Source organism: Shimia gijangensis, from assembly GCF_900142085.1.
GTDB lineage: Bacteria > Pseudomonadota > Alphaproteobacteria > Rhodobacterales > Rhodobacteraceae > Shimia > Shimia gijangensis.
Map to the genome: position 1 here is coordinate 1 of NZ_FQZQ01000026.1, position 20,718 is coordinate 20,718.

Sequence of the window (20,718 nt, forward strand, 5' to 3'; positions counted from 1 at the left end):
ACAGTCAACGTGCCGCATAATCAAACCAACCAGATGAGCCGAACACTCTCTTAGTTTACGCCGCTCTTGGTTCCAAAAACTCTGACGACGGACACTTCAAAAAAATTGTTTTTGTTAGTATTCCATGGGACCAGTATTTGTGGGAGTAGATAAAAACATAGCGCAAAAACCGCCGATGCACTAATTTGGCTACCCCTTATGCCAAACTCCTGTTGAGACAATGTAAGGCACGGAAACCGCTTAACGTCCTACCCTTTTTTGCACATTGCGCCTTAAGCGCCTTCTGGATTTGGATTTCTTACTACGTTGGATCACATACGAGGATGCTAGTTGATCCCTTGCCCGTCGATAACGCAGCGTAAGGACATAGTTCCGGCCCCTTGGTGACTTTGGCTCGTTCTCCAGTACTCCATTGGCTTTGAGAGAACGGAGCAAAACATATTGCGGGTCGCCCGGATAAGGCGCGATACGTTTGCAACATGCTAATCGAGTTAGAAGCGAGACTGCGCTGCGCGGGCTGGATGCAACCGCCTGCACACCGTCGCAATACATCCCTTTCGCTTTGAGCCCTGTAACACGTCTCACGGTCAGCGGCTGTTGAACTCTTCTCGCCATTGTTCTCCCCTCAATTTTTCAATCAACCAGCCCGAGATTAGGTGAGAAGAAAACTAACCATTCGCGCCACTCTATCAATATAACTCGCTGATATTAAAAGAATTTTATTTTACTTGAGATGAAGTAATATTGAGTGAGTGAAGCCCGTAAGGCTACTCACTCCCAACAGTTACCGAAACCGGTTCCCCAAAAAACCTCTCTACTTCACCTAGTCAAATTTTTAGGGTTTGGAGAATTACGCTAAGTGGGCCATAAATTGGCCACAAAACTTTTCGAAACTGCCTTTCAGACATTGGGACGATCTGGATTAGCTCCCCAAAAGGCAGCGCCCGACCAGATTCACCCGAAAAAGGAATGGCTCGTGGAAAAAATTTTGACGGTGCGAATAGCACAAATCGATTGTCCTGCTTTGTGGAAACTGTTTTGTTCGTTTCTGCTGGGGTTAATCTGCGCCACTCTACCTGAGAAATCCTTTGCTAGCAGCGATCTGGGCCCAGTTTTCTTACAGGCACAGAACTCGATTGCGCCACCTTCTGGGGCAAGGGGATTATGCCAAAAATACGATTGGGCATGCTCAAAATCCAGAAAACCAACCGACTTTTCTAAAAATGCCTTTAAAATAGTTAACTCTGTGAACAAGAAGGTTAATGCTCGAACTCGGAGCGTTTCTGACCAAGCGCAATACAAAAAAGTGGAAGTTTGGGCTTTGCCTACCACTCGAGGAGGAGATTGCGAAGATTTTGCCCTGTTGAAGAAACGTGAATTGATAAAGTATGGAATTGAACCTACCAGCTTGTTCCTAGCAACCGTACTAGACAAACAGCGCCGCTCTCACGCAGTTCTGGTCTATCGTTCTCCACAGGGAGACCTCGTGTTGGATAACCTGACCAATCAGATCAAACCGTGGAGAGAAACACAGTACATTTTCCTCAGAATGCAAAATCCTAAGAACCTAAAAGGATGGGTGGGTGGATTTAGCTAAGGTCAAGTCTACTTCCTGAAAAGAACAACGGCGCTCGTGTTGGACGGGCGCCGTCTTGTATTGGTGGATGCTAAGAAACTTACAACCGAATTATCCGCACCTACAGTTACTTTGTACCATTGTCGCCGCCACCGTTACCTTGGTTGCCACCGGAAGTGTTTCCACCATTTCCGTTAGAGCCACCGGAGCCGCCATTGGTGTTGCCAGAGTTGCCGTTTCCACCGCCGCCATTGTCGCCGCCGCCGTTACCTTGGTTGCCACCGGAAGTGTTTCCACCATTTCCGTTAGAGCCACCGGAGCCACCATTGGTGTTGCCAGAGTTGCCGTTTCCACCGCCGCCATTGTCGCCGCCGCCGTTACCTTGGTTGCCACCGGAAGTGTTTCCACCATTTCCGTTAGAGCCACCGGAGCCGCCATTGGTGTTGCCAGAGTTGCCGTTTCCACCGCCGCCATTGTCGCCGGTATCGCTTGCATCACCAAACCCGCCCATTTGGTAGCCGCTACTATCATCAATGGTAGCCGTCGGAAGGTCGCTCAAAACAGCCGCAACCTGCGGGCACATTTCCGATGTTTCGGAAAGTATATCGGCGAAATCAGATCTACGTTGAACATAACGGATCATTCTTTTCGTAACGATATCACAAGCACACAATTCGGCTGGGCTTTCAATTTGCCGCGCCGTCGATGCAGTACAACGAACTTTTGAAGAAGTTTCAGCGAATAGCAAATTGGCGTCAGAAATCCATAAGATTGAGGCACCGACCAAGCCAAGAAACTTCGAGAAGTCTACCATTCTGAACATTGGAAATTCTCTTTCTTTCACAATGCCCACACCCAAAGTGAATGTGTGACTTTGCTGGAATGATGTCAAGTTTTTGCCTTTATTTCGACTAGTTTGGCAAATTTTTGGACACAACCACAGGTGAACTCGTCATACTATTTCCGCTTACGCGACAATGCGTTGATAAATGCTGTCTTTTTTGAGGCGCCCACGAATCATTAGCGGGTTGTAGCCGAGCTCAAAGTTGAGGTGACCTAGTGGAAAGGGCAATTCGCTGTGGTACGCTACAAGGCCCGCAAGGTGTCTCTTTTGGGTCCTATTGTGGAAAGGAGCCACAGCGGTGAAGTTACAAATCGCAACTGGAAAGCCACTTGCAAGAAAACTATTAGGCCAATGCCCCTATCTGCTGCCAATGCGGTCGACAGAGCACGGGCTAAATCGGTGGCATGAAAGTTAACCGAAACATGAAACCCAACAACACTAACTATTAGCTCGGCAGTGCGCCAAGGCATTGTCAACTTCTCAAAACCTTAGAGCATTTTGAAGGCACGGCAGCGCATGCCGCCTAGAGGTGACGTAAGTCTGTCGGGATTCGCCTGCGATAGACGTGCTTACCCTTATTCATGATCACGTTTGGAAGTTTCATAAGCAGTGCCATTTTTCGATGTATCCCGAATGTATCCCGTAAAGTAACCCTCAGGGACACGTAAAGCCCTTATTTCTAAGGGTTTCAGTGAGATAGCTCGAAGAAAATGGCTCCGGCGGTAGGGATCGAACCTACGACCAATTGATTAACAGACAATTTTGGACTTGATCCGACGATCTTCAGTTTCTCCTTGAACAATAGTGGAAGGCCTTATCCTTTGATCGTTCTAAGCTCACCCGAATGCACACCTAATCTGTGGGAGTGGGAAGAGACGGAAAATGAGTCGCCAAAATAGAAAAGAGGTAGCGCCGCAGATAGGGGGCAGATGCAACGCTCACTTTCCGAAAACTTCCCACAAAACGAAATTTAGTTACCCTATATGTTACCCAGAGGCTTCAAATACGAGACAGGCAAAGCCACTTAAACCCAAGAAATCTTGTAACAATTTGATTTCAAAGGGAGTAAAGTGGTGAGCCGTGATGGGTTCGAACCATCGACCTACTGATTAAAAGTCAGTTGCTCTACCAACTGAGCTAACGGCCCACTCTGTGGCGCGGTTACTATGCTGATGGGATAGGGCGGTCAAGACAGAAATCGCAGAAATTTGCATTTCCGATCTCTTTATAGAATTGACCCGGCATTGTGACTGCAGCCGAGCTAGAGAAGTTCCAAATTGCGAGGTGAAATAATGAAAACTCTAGCGGCGTCTTTGCTTTGACAACCCGGGCGGAAATCTGGCGGAAGGGTTGCAGATATTTGATCTGTGAAGTGCCGACTTGCCAAATGTGACTCACAGTGCTTTGAGAAGGCTCACTGCACGGCCGTGACCTATTCAATTGAAGATGCATTTGCAGATTACCGAAGGATCCCTCGGCGCATTTCTCCCAAAATGGCTTTGAGGTGGGTACAAACTACAGTCCAACTAAGAGGCATATAGTCAAACCTTTTTAAAACACCTATATGCGACCCATGATTGCGCGGAAGAATACCGGTTTGCCCTTTGAAAAAATGCATGGGCTGGGAAACGACTTTGTCGTTGTGGATGCGCGCGCGCGTGACATCCCTTTGCCCGAGCGTTTGGTGCAAGCCATTGCAGACCGCCACCAAGGTGTTGGTTTTGATCAGCTAGCCGTGATTTCCAAAGGCAAGCATGATGCGCATCTGACATTTTATAATGCGGATGGTTCTGTGTCGGCGGCCTGTGGCAATGCCACACGCTGTATTGCGCGCAATCTGATGGACGAAACCGGATTGACTACGCTTCGATTGACCACTGACCGCGGCGTGTTGATTGCGCGGGACGCAGGGAACGGCTTAACGGCGGTGAACATGGGCCAGCCTCAGCTGGAATGGCAAGACATCCCGTTGGCCGAAGCCATGGATACGCTGGAACTGCCCATTGACGGTGCGCCCACCGCAACCGGCATGGGCAATCCGCACTGTACCTTTTTTGTCGAAGACGCTGAGGTTGTGGAACTTGAAGCCTTCGGAGCGTGCCACGAACATCATCCGCTTTACCCTGAGCGCACCAATGTGCAGGTCGCCCAAATCATTGGGCCGGATCACATTCGCATGCGAGTCTGGGAACGTGGCGTGGGCATCACGCTGGCTTCGGGGTCATCTTCCTGTGCGACAGCCGTTGCGGCCGCGCGCCGTGGTCTGACCGGACACAAGGTGCAGATCGATCTGGATGGTGGAACGCTTAGGATCAACTGGGCCGAAGATGGCGTCTGGATGACCGGGCCAACCATGCATGTCTTTAGTGGTGAGTTCACACGAGACTTTCTGGAGTCAGTCTGATGCCGGAAAAACAAAACACACCACCCAAGTTCACAACTCTGGGCTGCCGCCTGAATGCCTATGAAACTGAGGCAATGAAAGAGCTGTCTCAGCAGGTTGGGTTGGACAATGCGGTGATCGTGAACACATGCGCCGTGACATCCGAAGCGGTGCGCAAGGCGCGTCAGGAGATTCGCAAACTACGCCGGGAGAACCCCGAGGCGCGTATTATTGTCACCGGTTGCGCCGCCCAGACTGAACCCGAGACATTTGCCGCCATGGGAGAAGTCGACAAGGTGATCGGCAATTCTGAAAAGATGCAGCCCGAAACCTGGGCTGGCATGGCTGCGGATTTCATTGGCGAAACCGAAAAGGTACAGGTCGACGACATCATGTCGGTGACTGAAACCGCCGGCCACCTGATTGATGGGTTTGGCACCCGAAGCCGGGCCTATGTGCAGGTTCAAAACGGCTGTGACCATCGCTGCACGTTCTGCATAATTCCCTACGGCCGGGGAAACTCACGCTCAGTGCCTGCAGGTGTGGTCGTGGACCAAATCAAACGCTTGGTCGACAAAGGTTACAATGAAGTGGTGCTAACCGGGGTTGATCTGACGTCATGGGGTGCTGATCTACCGAAAGAGCCACAGTTGGGTGATCTGGTTTTGCGCATCCTGAAACTGGTGCCAGATTTGCCACGTCTGCGCATTTCCTCAATCGATTCGATTGAGGCCGATGATGCGCTGATGCAGGCGATAGCAACTGAGCCGCGCCTGATGCCGCATTTGCATCTTTCGCTTCAGGCGGGCGATGACATGATTCTGAAACGTATGAAACGCCGCCACTTGCGGGATGACGCTATCCGCTTTTGTGAAGACGCGCGCAAACTGCGCCCCGACATGACTTATGGCGCCGATATTATCGCCGGATTTCCAACCGAGACCGAATCGATGTTTGCCAATTCTCTGAAGCTAGTCACAGACTGCGATCTGACTTGGCTACATGTGTTTCCCTATTCGCAACGCCCCGGCACTCCGGCGGCCCGTATGCCTTTGGTTGATGGCAACGACATAAAATCCCGAGCGGCTCGTCTGCGCAATGCCGGGCAGGCTCAGGTCGAAATGCACCTGCGACAACAAGTTGGAAAGCCCCACCACATCCTGATGGAAAACACGCACATGGGAAGGACTGAGCAGTTTAGCGAAGTCCAATTCGAGGCGCCGCAAATGACTGGTCAAATCGTGACGACCAAAATCGCCGGAGTGCTTGGCAGGAAGCTAACTGCATGACAACTACACTCCCGCCATCTTCGGGGCCAGAGGGCCCCTGCCAGATGTTGGGCGCGGCCTCGCTTCGCTCGGAGTGTCGCGAATGACACAACCTGTACTATACAGTTTTCGGCGCTGCCCCTATGCGATCCGTGCACGGCTTGCGATTGCCAGTGCGAGGATCGAAGTGGAATTGCGCGAAGTGCTATTACGCGACAAAGCGCCGGAGTTTTTAGAGACCTCTCCAACCGGTACGGTGCCATGTTTAAAGGTATCCGATCATGTGATTGATGAGAGTTTTGATATTATGCTCTGGGCGTTAACGCAGCATGATCCAGAGAACTTTTTGGACAGGTCGGACGAAAGCAGGGCGTTGATCGACACAACTGATGGGCCGTTTAAAACTGCCTTGGATCGCTACAAATACCATACGCGATATGACGATTGTGTGCGCGAAACAGAGCGGGAAAAAGCCAAAGCTCATCTGGACGACCTTAACGCGCGATTATCCGGACAAGACTGGCTTTTTGGCGACGCACCGAAACTGGCGGACCTCGCCATTCTGCCCTTCATCCGTCAGTTCGCTTTGACGGACAAAGCTTGGTTTGACGCTCAAAACTGGCCGCATTTACAACGTTGGCTGGAAACGTTCCTAACATCGCAACGCTTCACTTCGATCATGACCAAATACCCAAAATGGCAATCAGGCGACCCCGTAACCTCATTTCCCAAATTTCCACTATTCTAAAAAATACTCCCGCGGGAGGCTTCTTATGGCCCAACCCCCAAAAGAGATTGGACCAAAGCGTAGAGCGCGCCAAAAGCGCGCAATAGAATTACGCAGCCTTCTGCACGGCAAGGCGGGTTTTCACAATGGCCAGAGCAGCCTCTGCCGCTTCGCGACCCTTTTCAACAAAATGGGCACGGTAAATCGCATCATGATGCGGTGTTGCATGATACTGATGCGGCGTGAGTGAAACCGACAGAACCGGCACCCCTGTATCCAGACTTGCGCGCATTAGGCCATCCACAACGGCCTGTGCCACAAAGTCATGCCGGTAAATTCCACCATCAACGACGAAAGCGGCCGTTGTCACGGCGCCATACCGCCCTGAGGCCGCCAAGTCGCGCGCCAAAAGTGGCATCTCAAACGCGCCAGGCGCATCAAACACGTCAACTTGTGCACCGGGAATTACTTCGCAGAACCCGGCCAAGGCCTGATCCACGATATCGCTGTGCCAGTTGGCTTTGATAAATGCGTATTGGGTGTGTGTCATAATGATCTCCTTTTTCTAAACGCGCCCCACGAATGGAGCAGACACGTCACCCAAGGCGATCACGAACCAAAGGGCACACCGTTGGCGGCCCCTTCGCACGTTCTCTTCCATCCGGACTATGACCGTCGGCTCTGGAATCACACCAGATCTGCTTGTCACTCCAACTTGCGCCGGAGCCGCTCGCGGGCTTGCAGGTTTCGGCCTGCTCACCGCCGGTGGGGAATTTCGCCCCGCCCTGAGAACAGTGTGACCTTGCCAATCGGAACGTAGGCTTGCAACATCCAACTTCGACAGGAGATACGACATGCACCCCAATCCCACTTTTCGTGAGAGCGCCTCAGAGGAAAACCTTGCCTTTGCCCGTGAGCGTGGTTTTGGTATGTTGGCTGTAAACGGTGCAGAGGTGCCGATGATCTCGCATGTTCCGTTTCTTTTGTCTGAAGACGGTCGGCATATTGATTTGCACCTTGTGCGTTCAAACCCGATTTCCCGCACCAGCAAAGATACAACACCCGCAACCATCGCGATCAGCGGCCCGGACAGCTATGTCTCGCCCGATTGGTACGGTGTCGAAGATCAGGTTCCGACATGGAACTATGTCGCTGTCCACCTGACCGGAACTCTAAAACCCTTGCCGGATTCAGAGTTGCTGCCCTTGCTCGAACGGCTCTCCCATGCTTTTGAAGAGCGCCTCGACCCAAAACCGATCTGGCACCATTCCAAGATGGACGCAGCGGTGCTGTCTCGCATGATTCGCATGATCCGCCCCTTTCGGATGGAGATCAGCGATGTGCAGGGCACTTGGAAACTTGGTCAAAACAATTCCGATACCGTTCGCTTGACCGCTGCTGACCATGTGGCAGCTTTTGGCATTGGTTCAGACAACCGACTGCTGGCGGCAATGATGCAAACCCCAACAGGAAAGAAGCCCCAATGAAACTAGTCTCGGCAAGCGCCTCTCCCTTCGTGCGCAAAGTACGTGTCCTTTTACACGAAACTGGTCAGACTGATGAGATTGAGCTGCTGGATGTGAAAACCACACCCGTCACTACGGCCGATGACGTCAAAGCAGCCAATCCTGTGGGGAAAATCCCCGCACTGATCCGTGAAAACGCGCCGGCACTTTATGATAGCCGGGTGATTTGCCGGTTTCTAGATGACCGCGCCAAAGCGAATCTCTATCCAGAGCCTATCCTCTGGGACGTTCTCACATTGGAGGCCACGGCGGACGGTATCATGGATGCGGCAGTTCTTGTGACCTACGAAGGTCGCTTGCGCGCACCTGAATTGCAGGATGATACATGGCGCGAAGGTCAATGGGCCAAGGTCGCGCGGTCGGTTGCAGCCCTGAACACACGCTGGATGAGCCATCTGGCCGGACCGCTGGACATGGGACAAATCTCCGCGGCCTGTGCGCTGGGGTATCTCGACTTCCGTCACGATGCGCGCAAGTGGCGACGTGGGAATGATGCTCTGGCAGCGTGGTATGAAGAGTTTGCCAAACGCGACAGCATGATCGGCACCGCTCCAACCGACTAGGCTAGCAGGATGGTGCTGTAACAAGTGAGGTTAGGTAACGGCAAACGGTGATATCTGGATCGCTAGGATTTTATGCAACTCCAGCATTGTGGTGGGCACGGAATGGGACGGGGAGTCTCCGTTATGGAAAGCACTCAGTGCGCGATAGGCTCCGGACCCTGAAGTGTTACCGCTTTGGCTTTATGCGGTCACGTGCGAGCAGACGTTCAAAAAAACTCCCGGATTTACTTAGAGGGTGCGGCGGAACCAAGATGTGGCCCAAACTGGCGGACGTGTTTCGCAAGTTTGACCTAGGCGAAGCGGCTATCCTTCCTGTGCAACTGTACCGGCATGATCGCGAAAAACCGATTGAGCGAACTGTAGGTCCTGTGACCGTTTACCAGAATCGAGCGCACGAAAACTGATGAGAGTCGATTCGCGGAACGACACGTGACGCGTCAGAACCCCAATCCCCGAGGCGAGATGGTTCATGCCATACGATTTGAAGGACGGAGAAATAGCGATCACGTTAGGGAAGGAAAAGCCAGATATCTGGACTGATTTTCGGATCAATGACTCCCTGTTTTTTGGTGACGGGTTGGCGCAGGCGCTGATCGATGCTGGGCATTCGAAAAAGTTCAAATTTAAAAAATGCCGGATCATCCGGCCAAATTGATTCCGGCCATGCAGATCAAAACCAGTGGCATTCGTTTTCCCAAATTCCAACCCCAGCCCCTGAAACCCAGTGCAGTTGCTTAAAATAATGGCTTTTGACTGCGTCACAAGCGCGACAGAAGGGCGCGAGGATGCTTAACATACGAAAGTTCGCTGGACGGGTCGCCCGAGCTTCGCTAAATAGCGCCCTTGAGTGGCTGCGCTTTTGCGCGGCCCTACTGATATTGGCCGGGTATTCGGCTGAAGAATGGAGAGAACCTCGTGTCCCACGCAGAAGATCACGAAGGCACCCGCAGAGACTTTCTCTACTACGCCACAGCAGGCGCAGGTGCAGTGACCGCAGGTGCAGCCGTTTGGCCGCTGGTCGATCAAATGAACCCCTCGGCAGACGTTAAAGCCTTGTCGTCAATCCGTGTTGATGTTTCGGGTCTCGAGCCCGGCACGCAATTGACCGTTAAATGGCTCGGTAAGCCGGTGTTCATCCGTCGCCGTACTCAGGATGAAATCGACGCCGCGCGCGACGTGGATCTGGGTGAGTTGATCGATGACAACGCGCAAAACCGCATGGACCCTGCCCTGGACGCATCGGATCAGAACCGTACGCTGGACGAAGCTGGCGAATGGCTGGTGATGATCGGTGTTTGTACGCACCTTGGCTGTGTGCCGATCGGTGACGGCTCTGGTGACTTTGGCGGCTGGTTCTGCCCTTGCCACGGTTCACACTACGACACCTCTGGTCGTATCCGCAAAGGCCCGGCGCCTGAGAACCTCTGGGTTCCCGTCGCTGCATTCGTCGATGATTCGACGATCAAACTGGGATAAGGAGCGCGAATATGTCCGGAATTCCTCACGATCATTACGAACCGAAGACCAACGCGGAAAAATGGCTGGATAGCCGCTTGCCGATTGTTGGCCTGATCTACAACACAATCATGATCCCCACTCCGAAGAACCTCAACTGGTGGTGGATCTGGGGCATCGTATTGGCATTCTGCCTGGTACTGCAACTTGCAACCGGCATCATTCTGGCGATGCACTACACCCCGCACGTGGATATGGCGTTCGCGTCAATCGAACACATCATGCGTGACGTGAACGGCGGCCACATGATCCGCTATGTGCACATGAATGGCGCTTCGTTGTTCTTCTTTGCGGTCTACATCCACATCTTCCGGGGTCTGTTTTACGGCTCTTACAAGGCACCACGTGAAATCACGTGGATTGTTGGTATGTTGATTTACCTCGCCATGATGGCCACTGGTTTCCTGGGCTACGTTCTGCCTTGGGGTCAGATGTCGTTCTGGGGTGCTACCGTGATTACCGGCCTATTTGGCGCGATCCCGTTCATCGGTGAGCCGTTGCAAACATGGTTATTGGGTGGGCCAGCCGTAGATAACGCCACACTGAACCGCTTTTTTTCGCTGCACTATCTTCTGCCCTTCGTGATCGCGGCCCTCGTGGTTGTGCATATCTGGGCCTTCCACACCACGGGCAACAACAACCCAACCGGTGTTGAGGTTCGTCGCGGATCAAAAGATGAAGTCAAAAAAGACACCCTGCCGTTCTGGCCGTACTTTGTCATCAAAGACCTTGTCGGGTTGGCAATTGTTCTGGTGATTTTCTTTGCAGTTGTCGGCTTTATGCCCAACTATTTTGGTCACCCGGACAACTACATCGAAGCCAACGCGTTGGCGACGCCTGCGCACATTGTGCCCGAATGGTACTACCTGCCGTTCTACGCCATCCTGCGTGCGTTCACTTCGGACGTCTGGGTTGTGATGTTTGCCAGCTGGATCACCGGCGGTATCGTTGACGCCAAGTTCTTTGGTGTGCTCGCGATGTTCGGTGCGATCTTTGTCATGGCTCTGGTGCCTTGGCTGGACACAAGCCGCGTGCGTTCGGGCCGTTTCCGTCCACAGTTTAAATGGTGGTTCTACCTGTTGGTCATCGACTTTGTCGTACTGATGTGGTGTGGCGCCATGCCAGCCGAGCCGCCCTACTCGATCATCTCACTGATCGGTGCGACGTACTGGTTCGCCTATTTTCTCGTGATCCTGCCGATCCTCGGCCTGATCGAAAAGCCGACAACTCCACCGGCCACGATCGAGGAAGACTTTAACGCTCACTACAGCAAACCTGCTGAATAAGAAGGAAACAGGATAATGCTTAAGAAACTTAGCATCGCCGCAATTGCTGCCCTGTCCTTGTCGGCAGGTAGCGCAATGGCCGCAGGTGGCGAAAGCCACATTCATGACGTGGACTTCTCGTTTGAAGGCCCGTTTGGCAAGTTCGACCAGATGCAGCTGCAACGCGGCCTTCAGGTCTATACCGAGGTTTGCTCGGCCTGCCACGGCATGCGCTATGTCCCTTTGCGGACTTTGGGTGACGCAGGTGGCCCACAGTTGCCAGAGGATCAGGTCATTGCTTACGCCGCGCAATTCGACATTTATGATGCCGAAAAGGACGAAGATGTTCCGCGCAGCCCAGCAAACTTTTTCCCAATGGGTGGTGATCCGGCAGCTCCGGATTTGTCCCTGATGGCCAAAGCTCGCGCTGGTTTTCACGGTCCGCAAGGCACCGGCATCAACCAGATGGTCAAAGGCATGGGTGGTCCTGAATACATCGTCTCGATCCTGACCGGATACACCGGCGAGGAAAAAGAAGAAGCAGGCACAACATTCTACGAAAACACTGCCTTCCCGGGTGGCTGGATCGCAATGGCCCCCCCCCTCTATGGTGAAGACGTGGAATATGCCGATGGTCACAGCACTGATCTGCACCACGAAGCCGAAGACGTCTCGGCCTTCCTGATGTGGGCCGCAGAACCCAAGATGATGGCGCGCAAGCAAGCTGGCTTTGTGGGCGTTCTGATGCTGACGCTGCTGGCCTCGCTTCTGTACCTGACCAACAAAAAGCTATGGGCCCCGATCAAAGGCAAAAAGTTCGAAGGCTAAGCCGACAACAAGCAATTTCAAAAGGCCTCGCCAGAGCAATCCGGCGGGGCCTTTTTTGTTGGCCAAGGTGTATTGGGAAGACAGCGCTCTTTACCCTGATTGCGCAACCCTGTTATCCAAAACCAAACCGCAGGAGACTCCGATGACCCAAGCCCTGATCGTAATCGATGTTCAAAATGACTTTTGCCCAGGAGGCGCGCTGGCTGTGCCCGGCGGAGATGCGATTGTGTCCGGTATCAATACCCTGATGGATGCATTTCCGGTGGTGATCCTGACCCAGGACTGGCATCCGACAGGCCATTCTTCCTTTGCAAGCAGCCACGCACGGAAGGATCCCTATGAGCTGGCCGAGATGCCCTATGGGCCCCAGGTTCTTTGGCCTGACCATTGTGTGCAAGGCAGCGACGGAGCTGCGTTTCACGCCGGGTTGAATACGGATCCCGCCGATATGATCATCCGCAAAGGCTACAACCCGGCGATCGACAGCTATTCAGCCTTTTATGAGAATGACCAGACCACCCCGACCGGGCTGGAAGGATATCTGCGCACGCGGGGTATCACGGCTCTGACGATGGTGGGACTGGCCACAGATTTCTGTGTCAGCTTTTCAGCACAGGACGCTGCGAAACTTGGGTTCAACGTCACTGTTCTCTCGGATCTTTGCCGGGCGATTGACCTTGATGGGTCGCTGACTGCGGCCATGCAATCAATGCAGGCCCAAAACGTGCATATCACCTAACGACTGCATCTTCCGGTTTCCTTAAGACCTTCGCTCCAAAATGCTGCCACACTCTATTGAGACTGCGCAGCACGTATGGACACAAACGTTTCAGAGATTGATCGCCGACTAGCGGCATTTGATCGGCGCCACGATCCGGTCGGGCGCCTCTCCCGCTATGCCAGCGGGAGGGTGAAGCATTTTGCAAGCCGGCAAATCCTGACGTTAAGTGGTGCTATCACCTTGCTGGTGCTGGTGTCTCCAACAGTCGGCGCCCTGGCAATTGCAATCGCCCTGTTGGGAGAGGTAGTGGATTGCGCCTATCTGCGCACTGTTCCAGCCCGCCTAAGACGTTCGCCAGAAAAGCTTAGGCAGATCTCGACCGTGACCACCATCAGCGGTATTTTTCAAGGCATGACAATTGCGTTTTGCGTGGCCATGGCGTGGATAACCGCTCCTGGTGATTCAGGTATGTTTTTTGCTCTTGCTTATGCCACGGGCGCGTCTATCAACGCCGGGATTATCCTGCCATTCCATCGCGGGGCAGCACTTGGGCGACTTGGCGTCTACCTTCTAACCGTCTGCGGGCTATTTGTCGGTGAGGTATTCCGATCTCAGGGCCTCCCAATAGACTATTATTACAACCTGCTCGGTGGCCTGATGATGGGTTACATGGTGGTGATTTTCATCTCATACGTCGTAGCCGGCCAGAAACGCGAATACGGCAATAGCCGGGATCTTTTGCGCAAAGGCCGACAATTGGCCCTGACAAACCGCTCGCTTCAGGATCAGGAGAGAGAAGCTCGAAATTTGGCTCTTGTGGCCAAGGGGGCCCATGACAGTGTGATCATGTCCAAACCGTCCGGAGAAATTATTTGGACGAACGAAGCCTTTACACGCATCACTGGCTATTCCCGCGAAGAAGCACGCGGCAAGCTCCCGGGCAAACTGCTCAACGGCCCCGAAACGGACCGCGAAACCAGCGAAGGAATCGCCCATGCCATTCAAGAAGGCCGGTCACACCGTACAGAGATCCTGAATTACACTAAGGACGGTCGCAAAATCTGGGTCGAAACCAATCTTGCGCCGGTCTTTGACCATACCGGTGAAATGGAAATCGTGATCGCAATCGAACGCGATATCACCGAAAGCAAAGCGCATGAAGCCGAGCTGGCCAAAGCCAAACTCGCCGCAGAACAGGGCGAAAAAGCTAAATCACGCTTTTTGGCAACCATGAGTCATGAAATCCGAACCCCCATGAATGGGATCATGGGCATGGCCGATCTTCTGAGCGAAGAGGATTTGTCACACGAGAGCCGACTTTATGTCGATACCATCCGCGAGTCAGCGGATTCTTTACTTACAATTATCAATGACGTTCTCGATTTTTCGAAGCTCGATGCCGGGCGAATGCCCATTCATCCGGTGGACTTTGCACTGCGGGATTGCATTCACGGTGTTTTGACGTTGCTGCGTCCCCAGGCTGCGACTCAACAATTGTACTTGGAACTTAACGAATTTGGCGATCTGCCAGAGTTTGTCTCAGGCGATGACACACGGATCAGGCAGATTCTGCTGAATGTCATCAGTAATGCGATCAAGTTTACCGAAACAGGTGGCATCACGGTCAATGTCAAATCCACTCAACAGGGCAGCAACAACCATCTGAAGATTGAGGTCGTCGACACAGGAATTGGCATTGCTGAAAACCGCCTGGATCACGTGTTTGATCAATTTTCCCAAGCCGACGCAGCCACCACACGCCGTTTCGGCGGCACCGGGTTGGGCCTTGCCATTGCCCGTCTGCTGGCCCGCAAAATGGGAGGAGATATAACCATTCAGTCTCAGCTTACCCAGGGATCGACGTTTCTGATCCAATTGATAGTCGCACAGGCAGAAGGCTCAACCACAAGCCCTGTCGAGCCAACATGCGACATCGATCTTACAGCAGTTTCCGGGCTTATCATTCTTCTCGCGGAAGACAATCGCACCAACCGTTTGTTGATCGAAAAATACCTAAAAGATCTGCCTGTAGAGTTGGTGATGGCACATGACGGGCTTCAGGCCGTTGAACTGGCCCGCCAATACCACCCGGATATTGTTCTCATGGATATGGCCATGCCGATCATGGATGGGCTCGAGGCGACTCGCCAGATTCGCAAGTTGGGTTTCACCCAACCCCATATTCTGGCTCTGACTGCAAATGCTTTTGCCAGCGACAGAGCCGCATGCCGGGAAGCTGGCATGAACGGGTTTTTATCCAAGCCAATCCGAAAGCAGATTCTGTTGAACGAATTGGCCATGGTGCGAACACCCGCAGCCCAAGTAACTCAAAAGGGTTGAAATCTCTAAGATTTCTTGGGTATCACGGGTGAAATGCACCAAGAGGCCCTGTCATGGTCGATATTGCTACCCGCGTCTGGAATCATAAGTGGAAGATTGACCCGATTGTTCGGTCAATGATCGACAATGATTTTTACAAACTCCTGATGTGCCAGTCGGTGTTTCACAATAAACCGGACACAACGGTGACGTTTAGCCTGATCAATCGAAGCAAGCACATTCGCCTCGCCGAGTTGATCGACGAAGGCGAATTGCGCGAACAGCTGGATCACATTAAGTCGCTTTCCTTGTCACGCGGCGAATCCACATTTCTGCGCGGCAACACGTTTTACGGCAAACGCCAGATGTTTCGCCCGGATTTCATGAAGTGGTTTGAAGGTCTGCGTCTGCCGGAGTACCATCTGGAAAAGCGCGACGGGCAATACGAGCTGACTTTTGAAGGCAAGTGGCATGAAGTCATGCTGTGGGAAATCCCTGCTTTAGCGGTTTTGATGGAGTTGCGTGGACGGGCCGTTCTGGACAATATGCGCAAGTTCGAGCTTCAGGTGCTCTATGCCCGCGCCATGACCAAACTTTGGGAAAAGATCGAACACTTGCGACGTATGCCTGACTTGCGCATTGCTGATTTTGGCACCCGACGCCGACATTCCTATCTGTGGCAGGATTGGTGTGTCCAAGCAATGACCGAAGGCCTGGGGCAACAGTTTGTCGGCACGTCGAATTGCCTGATCGCTATGAAGCGCGATCTTGAGGCGATTGGCACCAATGCCCATGAATTGCCAATGGTGTACTCAGCGCTGGCCAAAGATGACACTGAACTGGCTCAAGCTCCTTATCAGGTTCTGGCCGACTGGCAGCAAGAACATGACGGCAATCTGCGGATCATCCTACCCGACACCTATGGCACCGAAGGGTTTCTGAAACGCGCACCCGATTGGCTGGCTGGCTGGACTGGCATGCGCATCGATTCAGGAGATCCGGCAGCAGGTGCGGAAATTGCCATTCGTTGGTGGAAAGAACGCGGAGAAGATCCTCTGGAGAAACTGGTGATCTTTTCGGATGGTCTGGATGAGACAAAAATTCTAGAGCTTCAGCAACAATTTGCCGGGCGGTGCAAAGTATCGTTTGGTTGGGGCACATTATTGACCAATGATTTCCGTGGCCTGACCCGAAACGATGCCCTAGCGCCGTTTTCAATGGTCTGCAAAGCGGTTGCCGCAAACGGAAAGCCAACGGTAAAATTGTCCGACAATCCCAATAAGGCGATGGGCCCAACCGACCAGATCGAACGCTACAAGCGGGTGTTTGGAGTAGGTGAGCAGGAAAAGATGGACGTTATCGTCTAAGTCAGGCTACTGGCCGTTTTTCAAACCCACCGGCGTACCATCTCAACCGCCCGAGCGGCATAATTCCGGGTTGTGGCGGCATCCGGGGCATAACGCTCAATCACCCAGCCGCAACTGGCCAACCCGCGCATAACCGTGAACGCGTCAAGCAGGGTCTTGGCATCATCCGGCAACGCCCGTTTTGACGCATACCCCCTTAGCAACGCCTCTCGCAACGCCTTACGATTGGGTTGATCCCAGTTTTGCGACATAGCCACGCCAAGCTCGTACATGCGGAACCCGAATACGCCGTCGTCAAAATCGATCAGGCGTACTTGGTCGCCATCGACCATGACGTTTTCCCGCAGAGCGTCCGCGTGAATAAGCCCAAAGTCAGCCCCCACGGAAAGGTAGCGTTCAAAAACAACCAGCAATTTGATCCGTGCGTCTTGCAGCAATTCTACTTCTGTTGAAGTCAAACTTGGGTTTTCCCAAAAACGCCCCCAAGCAGGGTTCGGCCCCAACAAGGCATCACTATCCAGATGTGGGCGCTCAAAACTTTCGGGGAGCAGCGCCGCATCACTGGCCACGTGTAGACGGGCCAGTTCAACACCCAACGCGTGATGCAGTGCCTCTTGCCGCGCCTCAGAGCCGCCAAGCGGTACGTCACCCTCGCCCATGGGCTTGCCTTTGCACCATGTAACCAACGACGCCATCCGCCCAGCCTCAGGTACAAATGCCAGAACATCGTCTGCCAACGTGCGCACAGGAACAGGCACGTCCATGCCACCCGCGACCAAAGCTTCAGCCCACCACAGTTCAGACCTGATTGAATTGTCACTTTGATAGCCTGGACGGTGCAAGCGCAACGCTGCCTTGCCGCCATTTGGCGCAGCTGCCTCAAACACAGCGTTTTCGCGATTCTTGATCAGGCACGGCGCATCGTTTACACCCCAATGCGCCATTGCCGCTTGGGCAAACTGCAACGCCTCATGATCTTTCACTTTACCGCCCCCAGCGCATCGTCCATGACCTGCACCAACTGATCGGCATTTTCGTGACTAAACACGCAAGGTGGACGCACCTTGAGAGTTTGCGAGTATCGTCCAACCGAATGCAACAACACGCCACGTTCCCGCATTTCGTCGACCATGGCAGCACATAGGTCCGTCGCAGGTTTGCCGTCACGCCATAGTTCGGCTCCAAAGAACAACCCAGAACCACGCACGTTCGCAATCACGTCATGCCGAGTGGCCAATTCGCTTAGGAGTTCCACAGCATAGGCCCCGACGTCACGGGCATTGTCGGCCAGGTTTTCGTCGTCGATAACGTTCAACACAGCCATGGCGGCCGCCGCGCTAACCGGGTTGCCTCCGAAGGTGTTGAAGTATTTGAACGCCTCTTGAAAACTCGTCAGAATTTCGTGCCGGGTGACCACAGCGGCAACCGGGTGTCCATTGGCCATTGGTTTACCAAGCGTCACTATATCAGGAGAAAAACCTAGTTTGTCGTGACCCCACCAATGGCTGCCAATGCGCCCAAACCCGGGCTGCACTTCATCTGCGATGATCAGACCACCAGCTTTTCGCACAACGTCAATCACGCGGTCTAGAAAGCCAGTTTCCAGCGTCGGAAAGCCCTCGTTGGCAAAATACGGGCAGACAATCAGAGCCGAGACCCCATGCCCACTTTCTTCCAACTCGGCCACGGCTTGTTCGACGCCCTTGGCAAAGGCCTCGGCTTGTCCTTCGCGGCTCCCTCCGACCGGAACCATGGTGTCCGGCGAGGGCACCTGCCGCACATGCGTCTGATAGCCACCAACAGGAACCTTAGAGGAATTCAGCTGTGACACAGCTGTTGTGTTTCCGTGATAGGTGTTGTCCGTGCCGATAATGCCGATCTTGCCAGTCGCAGCTTGTGCCATTCGTAGAGCCACGTCATTGGCTTCCGACCCCGAGCAAACCATCAACATACTGGTTAGGTCGTGGCCAAATTTGGCGATCAATGCCTCACCATAGTCTAGGATCATGTCATGCACATAACGCGTGTGCGTGTTCAGCGTTCGGGCCTGCGTGCAGATTGCGTCAACCACTCGGGGATGGCAGTGGCCGACATGCGGCACGTTGTTATAGCAATCCAGATATTGCCGACCGTCGGTACCCCACAGCCACACGCCTTCGCCACGCGCCACATGCACAGGGTCACGATAGAATGTGGTCATATGCGGCCCAAGCAGGCGGGTGCGGCGTTCGATTGCAGTGGTCATTGGCATTTCCTCGCAGACTTGTGGCCCTTGATGCCACACCGCGCGGCGGGTGCAACCCCTAGCTATTGCCGGGCTCACCACGAAGCTTGTGAGGAGACATGCCATACCTTTGCCGGAATAACCGTGAGAAATGCGAGGCGGCATTGAACCCACAAGCGACGGCCACTTCGGTCACACTCATGTTGGTTTGCAACAAAAGGTGCTGAGCCCTCTGAAGGCGCATATCCATGTAATACTTCTTGGGCGTTGAGCTTAGATAGCGGCGGAACAAGCGCTCAAGCTGGCGGGTCGAGATATTCACCGTTTTTGCAAGATCACCGGGCCGGATCGGCTCTTCGAGGTTGGTTTCCATCAACGCCAGAATCTCCGACAGTTTGGGATGGCGCATACCGATGCGCTCAGCGACCTGAACGCGCGCGGAATGCTGCAACACGCGGATGTTGGTATAGAGCAGTTGGTCTGCCACCAAATTGGCCAGTTCGGGGCCTTCGGACTCGGTGACCAGATGCAAAATAAGGTCGATAACGGATGTCCCTCCGGCCGTAGAATACCGTCGGTTATCAACCACATAAGTGTATTCATTCAAAGGAACGTCTGGGAATTTCTCGGCAAAGCTCGACCGATGTTCCCAGTGCAAAGTCACCGGCAGTTCGTCCATCAAACCGGCTTCGGCCATGATCCATGCCCCGGTTGTCAGCCCGGCAATGGCACAGCCCTGACGCGCACCTCGTCGCACCCATTGCAAAACCGCAGGCGTGCATACCTCACGCACATTCGCACCGGAACATAAGAAAATGGTATCGTCGCGCCCGATGTCTTCCAATCCGTGGTCAATTGGGAATTCCGCTCCCAAAGAATCCCGCACCGGAACGCCGCCTTCGGCACAGACAACGGTTGGAATGACTTTGTGACCTGCCATAAGGTTGGTAACGCGAATTGTCTCCATCGCCATGGCGAACGTCATGGCAGAGTATCCCGGCGTGAGCAAAAATACGAAACGCTTAGGCGTGGAACGCCGAAAAAAATTCCCGTTGGTCATAAGTCTCTTCTATTGTTTTTCTGTATTTAGCCCCGACTGCTGGGGCTCGGCAAGGCGATTACTCGTCTCTGCCAATGCGGCCACGCAGGGCCTTTACCTCGCCACGCACCTTCTTGGCCTTTATCCGGCGTTGTTGGGAACCATAGGTCGGCTTGGTTTTGATACGCCGTTTGGGAGCCACAAGTGCCTTGCGAATCAGGTCTGCCAATCGGTCGCGGGCAATGTCGCGATTGCGGGACTGGCTACGGGTTTCATCGCATTGGATCACCAGTGCTCCGTCCTTGGTCCAGCGTCGCCCAGCCAGACGCCTGAGCCTTGTCTTTACCGAACCCTCTAGTGACGGTGACCGCTCGGCTTCAAAGCGAAGCTCTACGGCAGAGGACACTTTGTTGACGTTCTGCCCACCGGGGCCTGAGGCTCGCATGAAATGCTCGGTCATCTCCCAGTCCTGGAGGCTGATTTGGTCATTGATAACGAGCATGGTGTGGCTCTTTCGTTTCCATTTTCGGCACCGCTCTGAAACCGATGCATT

Annotated in this window: 19 protein-coding genes, 1 tRNA gene and 1 riboswitch; of the genes, 12 read left to right on the plus strand and 8 right to left on the minus strand. The window is 53.5% G+C overall.

The annotated features are described in order from the left end of the window. Positions 1-871: 871 nt before the first annotated feature. Positions 872-1,597 carry a transglutaminase-like cysteine peptidase gene (locus tag BUC32_RS17355; RefSeq protein WP_175556961.1) on the plus strand — a complete coding sequence of 242 codons (726 nt, stop codon included), beginning with the start codon at positions 872-874 and terminating at the stop codon, positions 1,595-1,597. 106 nt (positions 1,598-1,703) lie between these two features. Here the strand turns inward: BUC32_RS17355 and BUC32_RS20465 are convergent, their stop codons facing one another. After that, positions 1,704-2,468 (minus strand): hypothetical protein, encoded by a 765-nt coding sequence (locus BUC32_RS20465; RefSeq protein WP_139280771.1) that lies wholly within the window; start codon positions 2,466-2,468, stop codon positions 1,704-1,706. 1,023 nt (positions 2,469-3,491) lie between these two features. Beyond that, positions 3,492-3,567 (minus strand) — tRNA-Lys (locus tag BUC32_RS17365). A gap of 426 nt (positions 3,568-3,993) precedes the next feature. Between BUC32_RS17365 and dapF the strand changes: the two genes are divergently transcribed. The 3 genes from dapF to BUC32_RS17380 all read left to right on the plus strand — a co-directional run bounded on the left by dapF (position 3,994) and on the right by BUC32_RS17380 (position 6,819). After that, positions 3,994-4,824 carry a diaminopimelate epimerase gene (gene dapF, locus BUC32_RS17370; RefSeq protein WP_139280775.1) on the plus strand — a complete coding sequence of 277 codons (831 nt, stop codon included), beginning with the start codon at positions 3,994-3,996 and terminating at the stop codon, positions 4,822-4,824. Further along, positions 4,824-6,092 (plus strand): tRNA (N(6)-L-threonylcarbamoyladenosine(37)-C(2))-methylthiotransferase MtaB, encoded by a 1,269-nt coding sequence (mtaB, locus tag BUC32_RS17375; RefSeq protein WP_073255958.1) that lies wholly within the window; start codon positions 4,824-4,826, stop codon positions 6,090-6,092. Before dapF ends, mtaB begins: the two co-directional genes overlap by 1 nt. An 82-nt stretch (positions 6,093-6,174) precedes the next feature. Further along, positions 6,175-6,819 carry a glutathione S-transferase gene (locus BUC32_RS17380; RefSeq protein WP_073255961.1) on the plus strand — a complete coding sequence of 215 codons (645 nt, stop codon included), beginning with the start codon at positions 6,175-6,177 and terminating at the stop codon, positions 6,817-6,819. An 88-nt stretch (positions 6,820-6,907) separates the two neighbouring features. On the opposite strand, the gene BUC32_RS17385 is transcribed toward BUC32_RS17380, so the two are convergent. Then, positions 6,908-7,348, minus strand: coding sequence for a 6,7-dimethyl-8-ribityllumazine synthase (locus BUC32_RS17385; RefSeq protein ID WP_073255964.1), 441 nt, complete (start codon positions 7,346-7,348; stop codon positions 6,908-6,910). A 95-nt stretch (positions 7,349-7,443) separates the two neighbouring features. Beyond that, a riboswitch (FMN riboswitch) is annotated at positions 7,444-7,595 on the minus strand. A gap of 57 nt (positions 7,596-7,652) precedes the next feature. Between BUC32_RS17385 and BUC32_RS17390 the strand changes: the two genes are divergently transcribed. Together BUC32_RS17390 and BUC32_RS17395 are read left to right on the plus strand one after the other, a co-directional pair. Then, positions 7,653-8,285 (plus strand): FMN-binding negative transcriptional regulator, encoded by a 633-nt coding sequence (locus BUC32_RS17390; RefSeq protein ID WP_073255967.1) that lies wholly within the window; start codon positions 7,653-7,655, stop codon positions 8,283-8,285. After that, complete coding sequence (locus BUC32_RS17395; RefSeq protein WP_073255970.1) at positions 8,282-8,887, plus strand: glutathione S-transferase; 606 nt, start codon at positions 8,282-8,284, stop codon at positions 8,885-8,887. The genes BUC32_RS17390 and BUC32_RS17395 overlap by 4 nt, the downstream gene beginning before the upstream one ends. 303 nt (positions 8,888-9,190) lie before the next feature. Here the strand turns inward: BUC32_RS17395 and BUC32_RS20470 are convergent, their stop codons facing one another. After that, positions 9,191-9,592 carry a hypothetical protein gene (locus BUC32_RS20470; protein WP_139280772.1) on the minus strand — a complete coding sequence of 134 codons (402 nt, stop codon included), beginning with the start codon at positions 9,590-9,592 and terminating at the stop codon, positions 9,191-9,193. A gap of 210 nt (positions 9,593-9,802) precedes the next feature. Here BUC32_RS20470 and petA point away from each other — a divergent pair, with 210 nt between their 5' ends. The 6 genes from petA to pncB all read left to right on the plus strand — a co-directional run bounded on the left by petA (position 9,803) and on the right by pncB (position 16,902). Beyond that, positions 9,803-10,363 (plus strand): ubiquinol-cytochrome c reductase iron-sulfur subunit, encoded by a 561-nt coding sequence (gene petA, locus BUC32_RS17405; RefSeq protein WP_073255976.1) that lies wholly within the window; start codon positions 9,803-9,805, stop codon positions 10,361-10,363. An 11-nt stretch (positions 10,364-10,374) separates the two neighbouring features. Beyond that, a complete protein-coding gene (gene petB, locus BUC32_RS17410; RefSeq protein ID WP_073255979.1) occupies positions 10,375-11,688 on the plus strand; it encodes a cytochrome b in 1,314 nt (437 codons plus the stop codon). A gap of 15 nt (positions 11,689-11,703) precedes the next feature. Further along, the gene (locus tag BUC32_RS17415; protein ID WP_073255982.1) at positions 11,704-12,495 is read left to right on the plus strand and encodes a cytochrome c1; all 792 of its coding nucleotides are present in this window, start codon (positions 11,704-11,706) and stop codon (positions 12,493-12,495) included. A 142-nt stretch (positions 12,496-12,637) separates the two neighbouring features. Further along, positions 12,638-13,234 carry a bifunctional nicotinamidase/pyrazinamidase gene (pncA, locus tag BUC32_RS17420; RefSeq protein WP_083599388.1) on the plus strand — a complete coding sequence of 199 codons (597 nt, stop codon included), beginning with the start codon at positions 12,638-12,640 and terminating at the stop codon, positions 13,232-13,234. Positions 13,235-13,309: 75 nt separating this feature from the next. Next, positions 13,310-15,556 (plus strand): PAS domain-containing hybrid sensor histidine kinase/response regulator, encoded by a 2,247-nt coding sequence (locus BUC32_RS17425; protein ID WP_073255985.1) that lies wholly within the window; start codon positions 13,310-13,312, stop codon positions 15,554-15,556. Positions 15,557-15,609: 53 nt separating this feature from the next. Next, positions 15,610-16,902: a nicotinate phosphoribosyltransferase gene (gene pncB, locus BUC32_RS17430; RefSeq protein ID WP_073255988.1), complete on the plus strand. Its 1,293-nt coding sequence runs from the start codon at positions 15,610-15,612 to the stop codon at positions 16,900-16,902. 20 nt (positions 16,903-16,922) lie between these two features. On the opposite strand, the gene BUC32_RS17435 is transcribed toward pncB, so the two are convergent. The 4 genes from BUC32_RS17435 to arfB are packed head-to-tail and all read right to left on the minus strand — an operon-like array spanning position 16,923 to position 20,667. Then, positions 16,923-17,885, minus strand: coding sequence for a phosphotransferase enzyme family protein (locus BUC32_RS17435; RefSeq protein WP_083599387.1), 963 nt, complete (start codon positions 17,883-17,885; stop codon positions 16,923-16,925). Continuing rightward, entirely contained in the window at positions 17,882-19,147 is a 1,266-nt protein-coding gene (locus BUC32_RS17440; RefSeq protein ID WP_073255991.1) for an aspartate aminotransferase family protein, read from the minus strand. Before BUC32_RS17440 ends, BUC32_RS17435 begins: the two co-directional genes overlap by 4 nt. Before the next feature lie 58 nt (positions 19,148-19,205). Continuing rightward, positions 19,206-20,186: a GlxA family transcriptional regulator gene (locus BUC32_RS17445; protein WP_073255992.1), complete on the minus strand. Its 981-nt coding sequence runs from the start codon at positions 20,184-20,186 to the stop codon at positions 19,206-19,208. Between the two features lie 58 nt (positions 20,187-20,244). Next, positions 20,245-20,667, minus strand: coding sequence for an alternative ribosome rescue aminoacyl-tRNA hydrolase ArfB (gene arfB, locus BUC32_RS17450; protein WP_073255995.1), 423 nt, complete (start codon positions 20,665-20,667; stop codon positions 20,245-20,247). Between the last annotated feature and the right edge of the window lie 51 nt (positions 20,668-20,718).

Coding starts and splice junctions, on each gene's coding strand:
- dapF (WP_139280775.1), top strand. CDS start 3,994: ATGATTGCGCGGAAGAATACCGGTTTGCCCTTTGAAAAAATGCATGGG.
- mtaB (WP_073255958.1), top strand. CDS start 4,824: ATGCCGGAAAAACAAAACACACCACCCAAGTTCACAACTCTGGGCTGC.
- BUC32_RS17380 (WP_073255961.1), top strand. CDS start 6,175: ATGACACAACCTGTACTATACAGTTTTCGGCGCTGCCCCTATGCGATC.
- BUC32_RS17385 (WP_073255964.1), bottom strand. CDS start 7,348: ATGACACACACCCAATACGCATTTATCAAAGCCAACTGGCACAGCGAT.
- BUC32_RS17390 (WP_073255967.1), top strand. CDS start 7,653: ATGCACCCCAATCCCACTTTTCGTGAGAGCGCCTCAGAGGAAAACCTT.
- BUC32_RS17395 (WP_073255970.1), top strand. CDS start 8,282: ATGAAACTAGTCTCGGCAAGCGCCTCTCCCTTCGTGCGCAAAGTACGT.
- petB (WP_073255979.1), top strand. CDS start 10,375: ATGTCCGGAATTCCTCACGATCATTACGAACCGAAGACCAACGCGGAA.
- BUC32_RS17415 (WP_073255982.1), top strand. CDS start 11,704: ATGCTTAAGAAACTTAGCATCGCCGCAATTGCTGCCCTGTCCTTGTCG.
- pncA (WP_083599388.1), top strand. CDS start 12,638: ATGACCCAAGCCCTGATCGTAATCGATGTTCAAAATGACTTTTGCCCA.
- BUC32_RS17425 (WP_073255985.1), top strand. CDS start 13,310: ATGGACACAAACGTTTCAGAGATTGATCGCCGACTAGCGGCATTTGAT.
- pncB (WP_073255988.1), top strand. CDS start 15,610: ATGGTCGATATTGCTACCCGCGTCTGGAATCATAAGTGGAAGATTGAC.
- BUC32_RS17440 (WP_073255991.1), bottom strand. CDS start 19,147: ATGACCACTGCAATCGAACGCCGCACCCGCCTGCTTGGGCCGCATATG.
- BUC32_RS17445 (WP_073255992.1), bottom strand. CDS start 20,186: ATGACCAACGGGAATTTTTTTCGGCGTTCCACGCCTAAGCGTTTCGTA.
- arfB (WP_073255995.1), bottom strand. CDS start 20,667: ATGCTCGTTATCAATGACCAAATCAGCCTCCAGGACTGGGAGATGACC.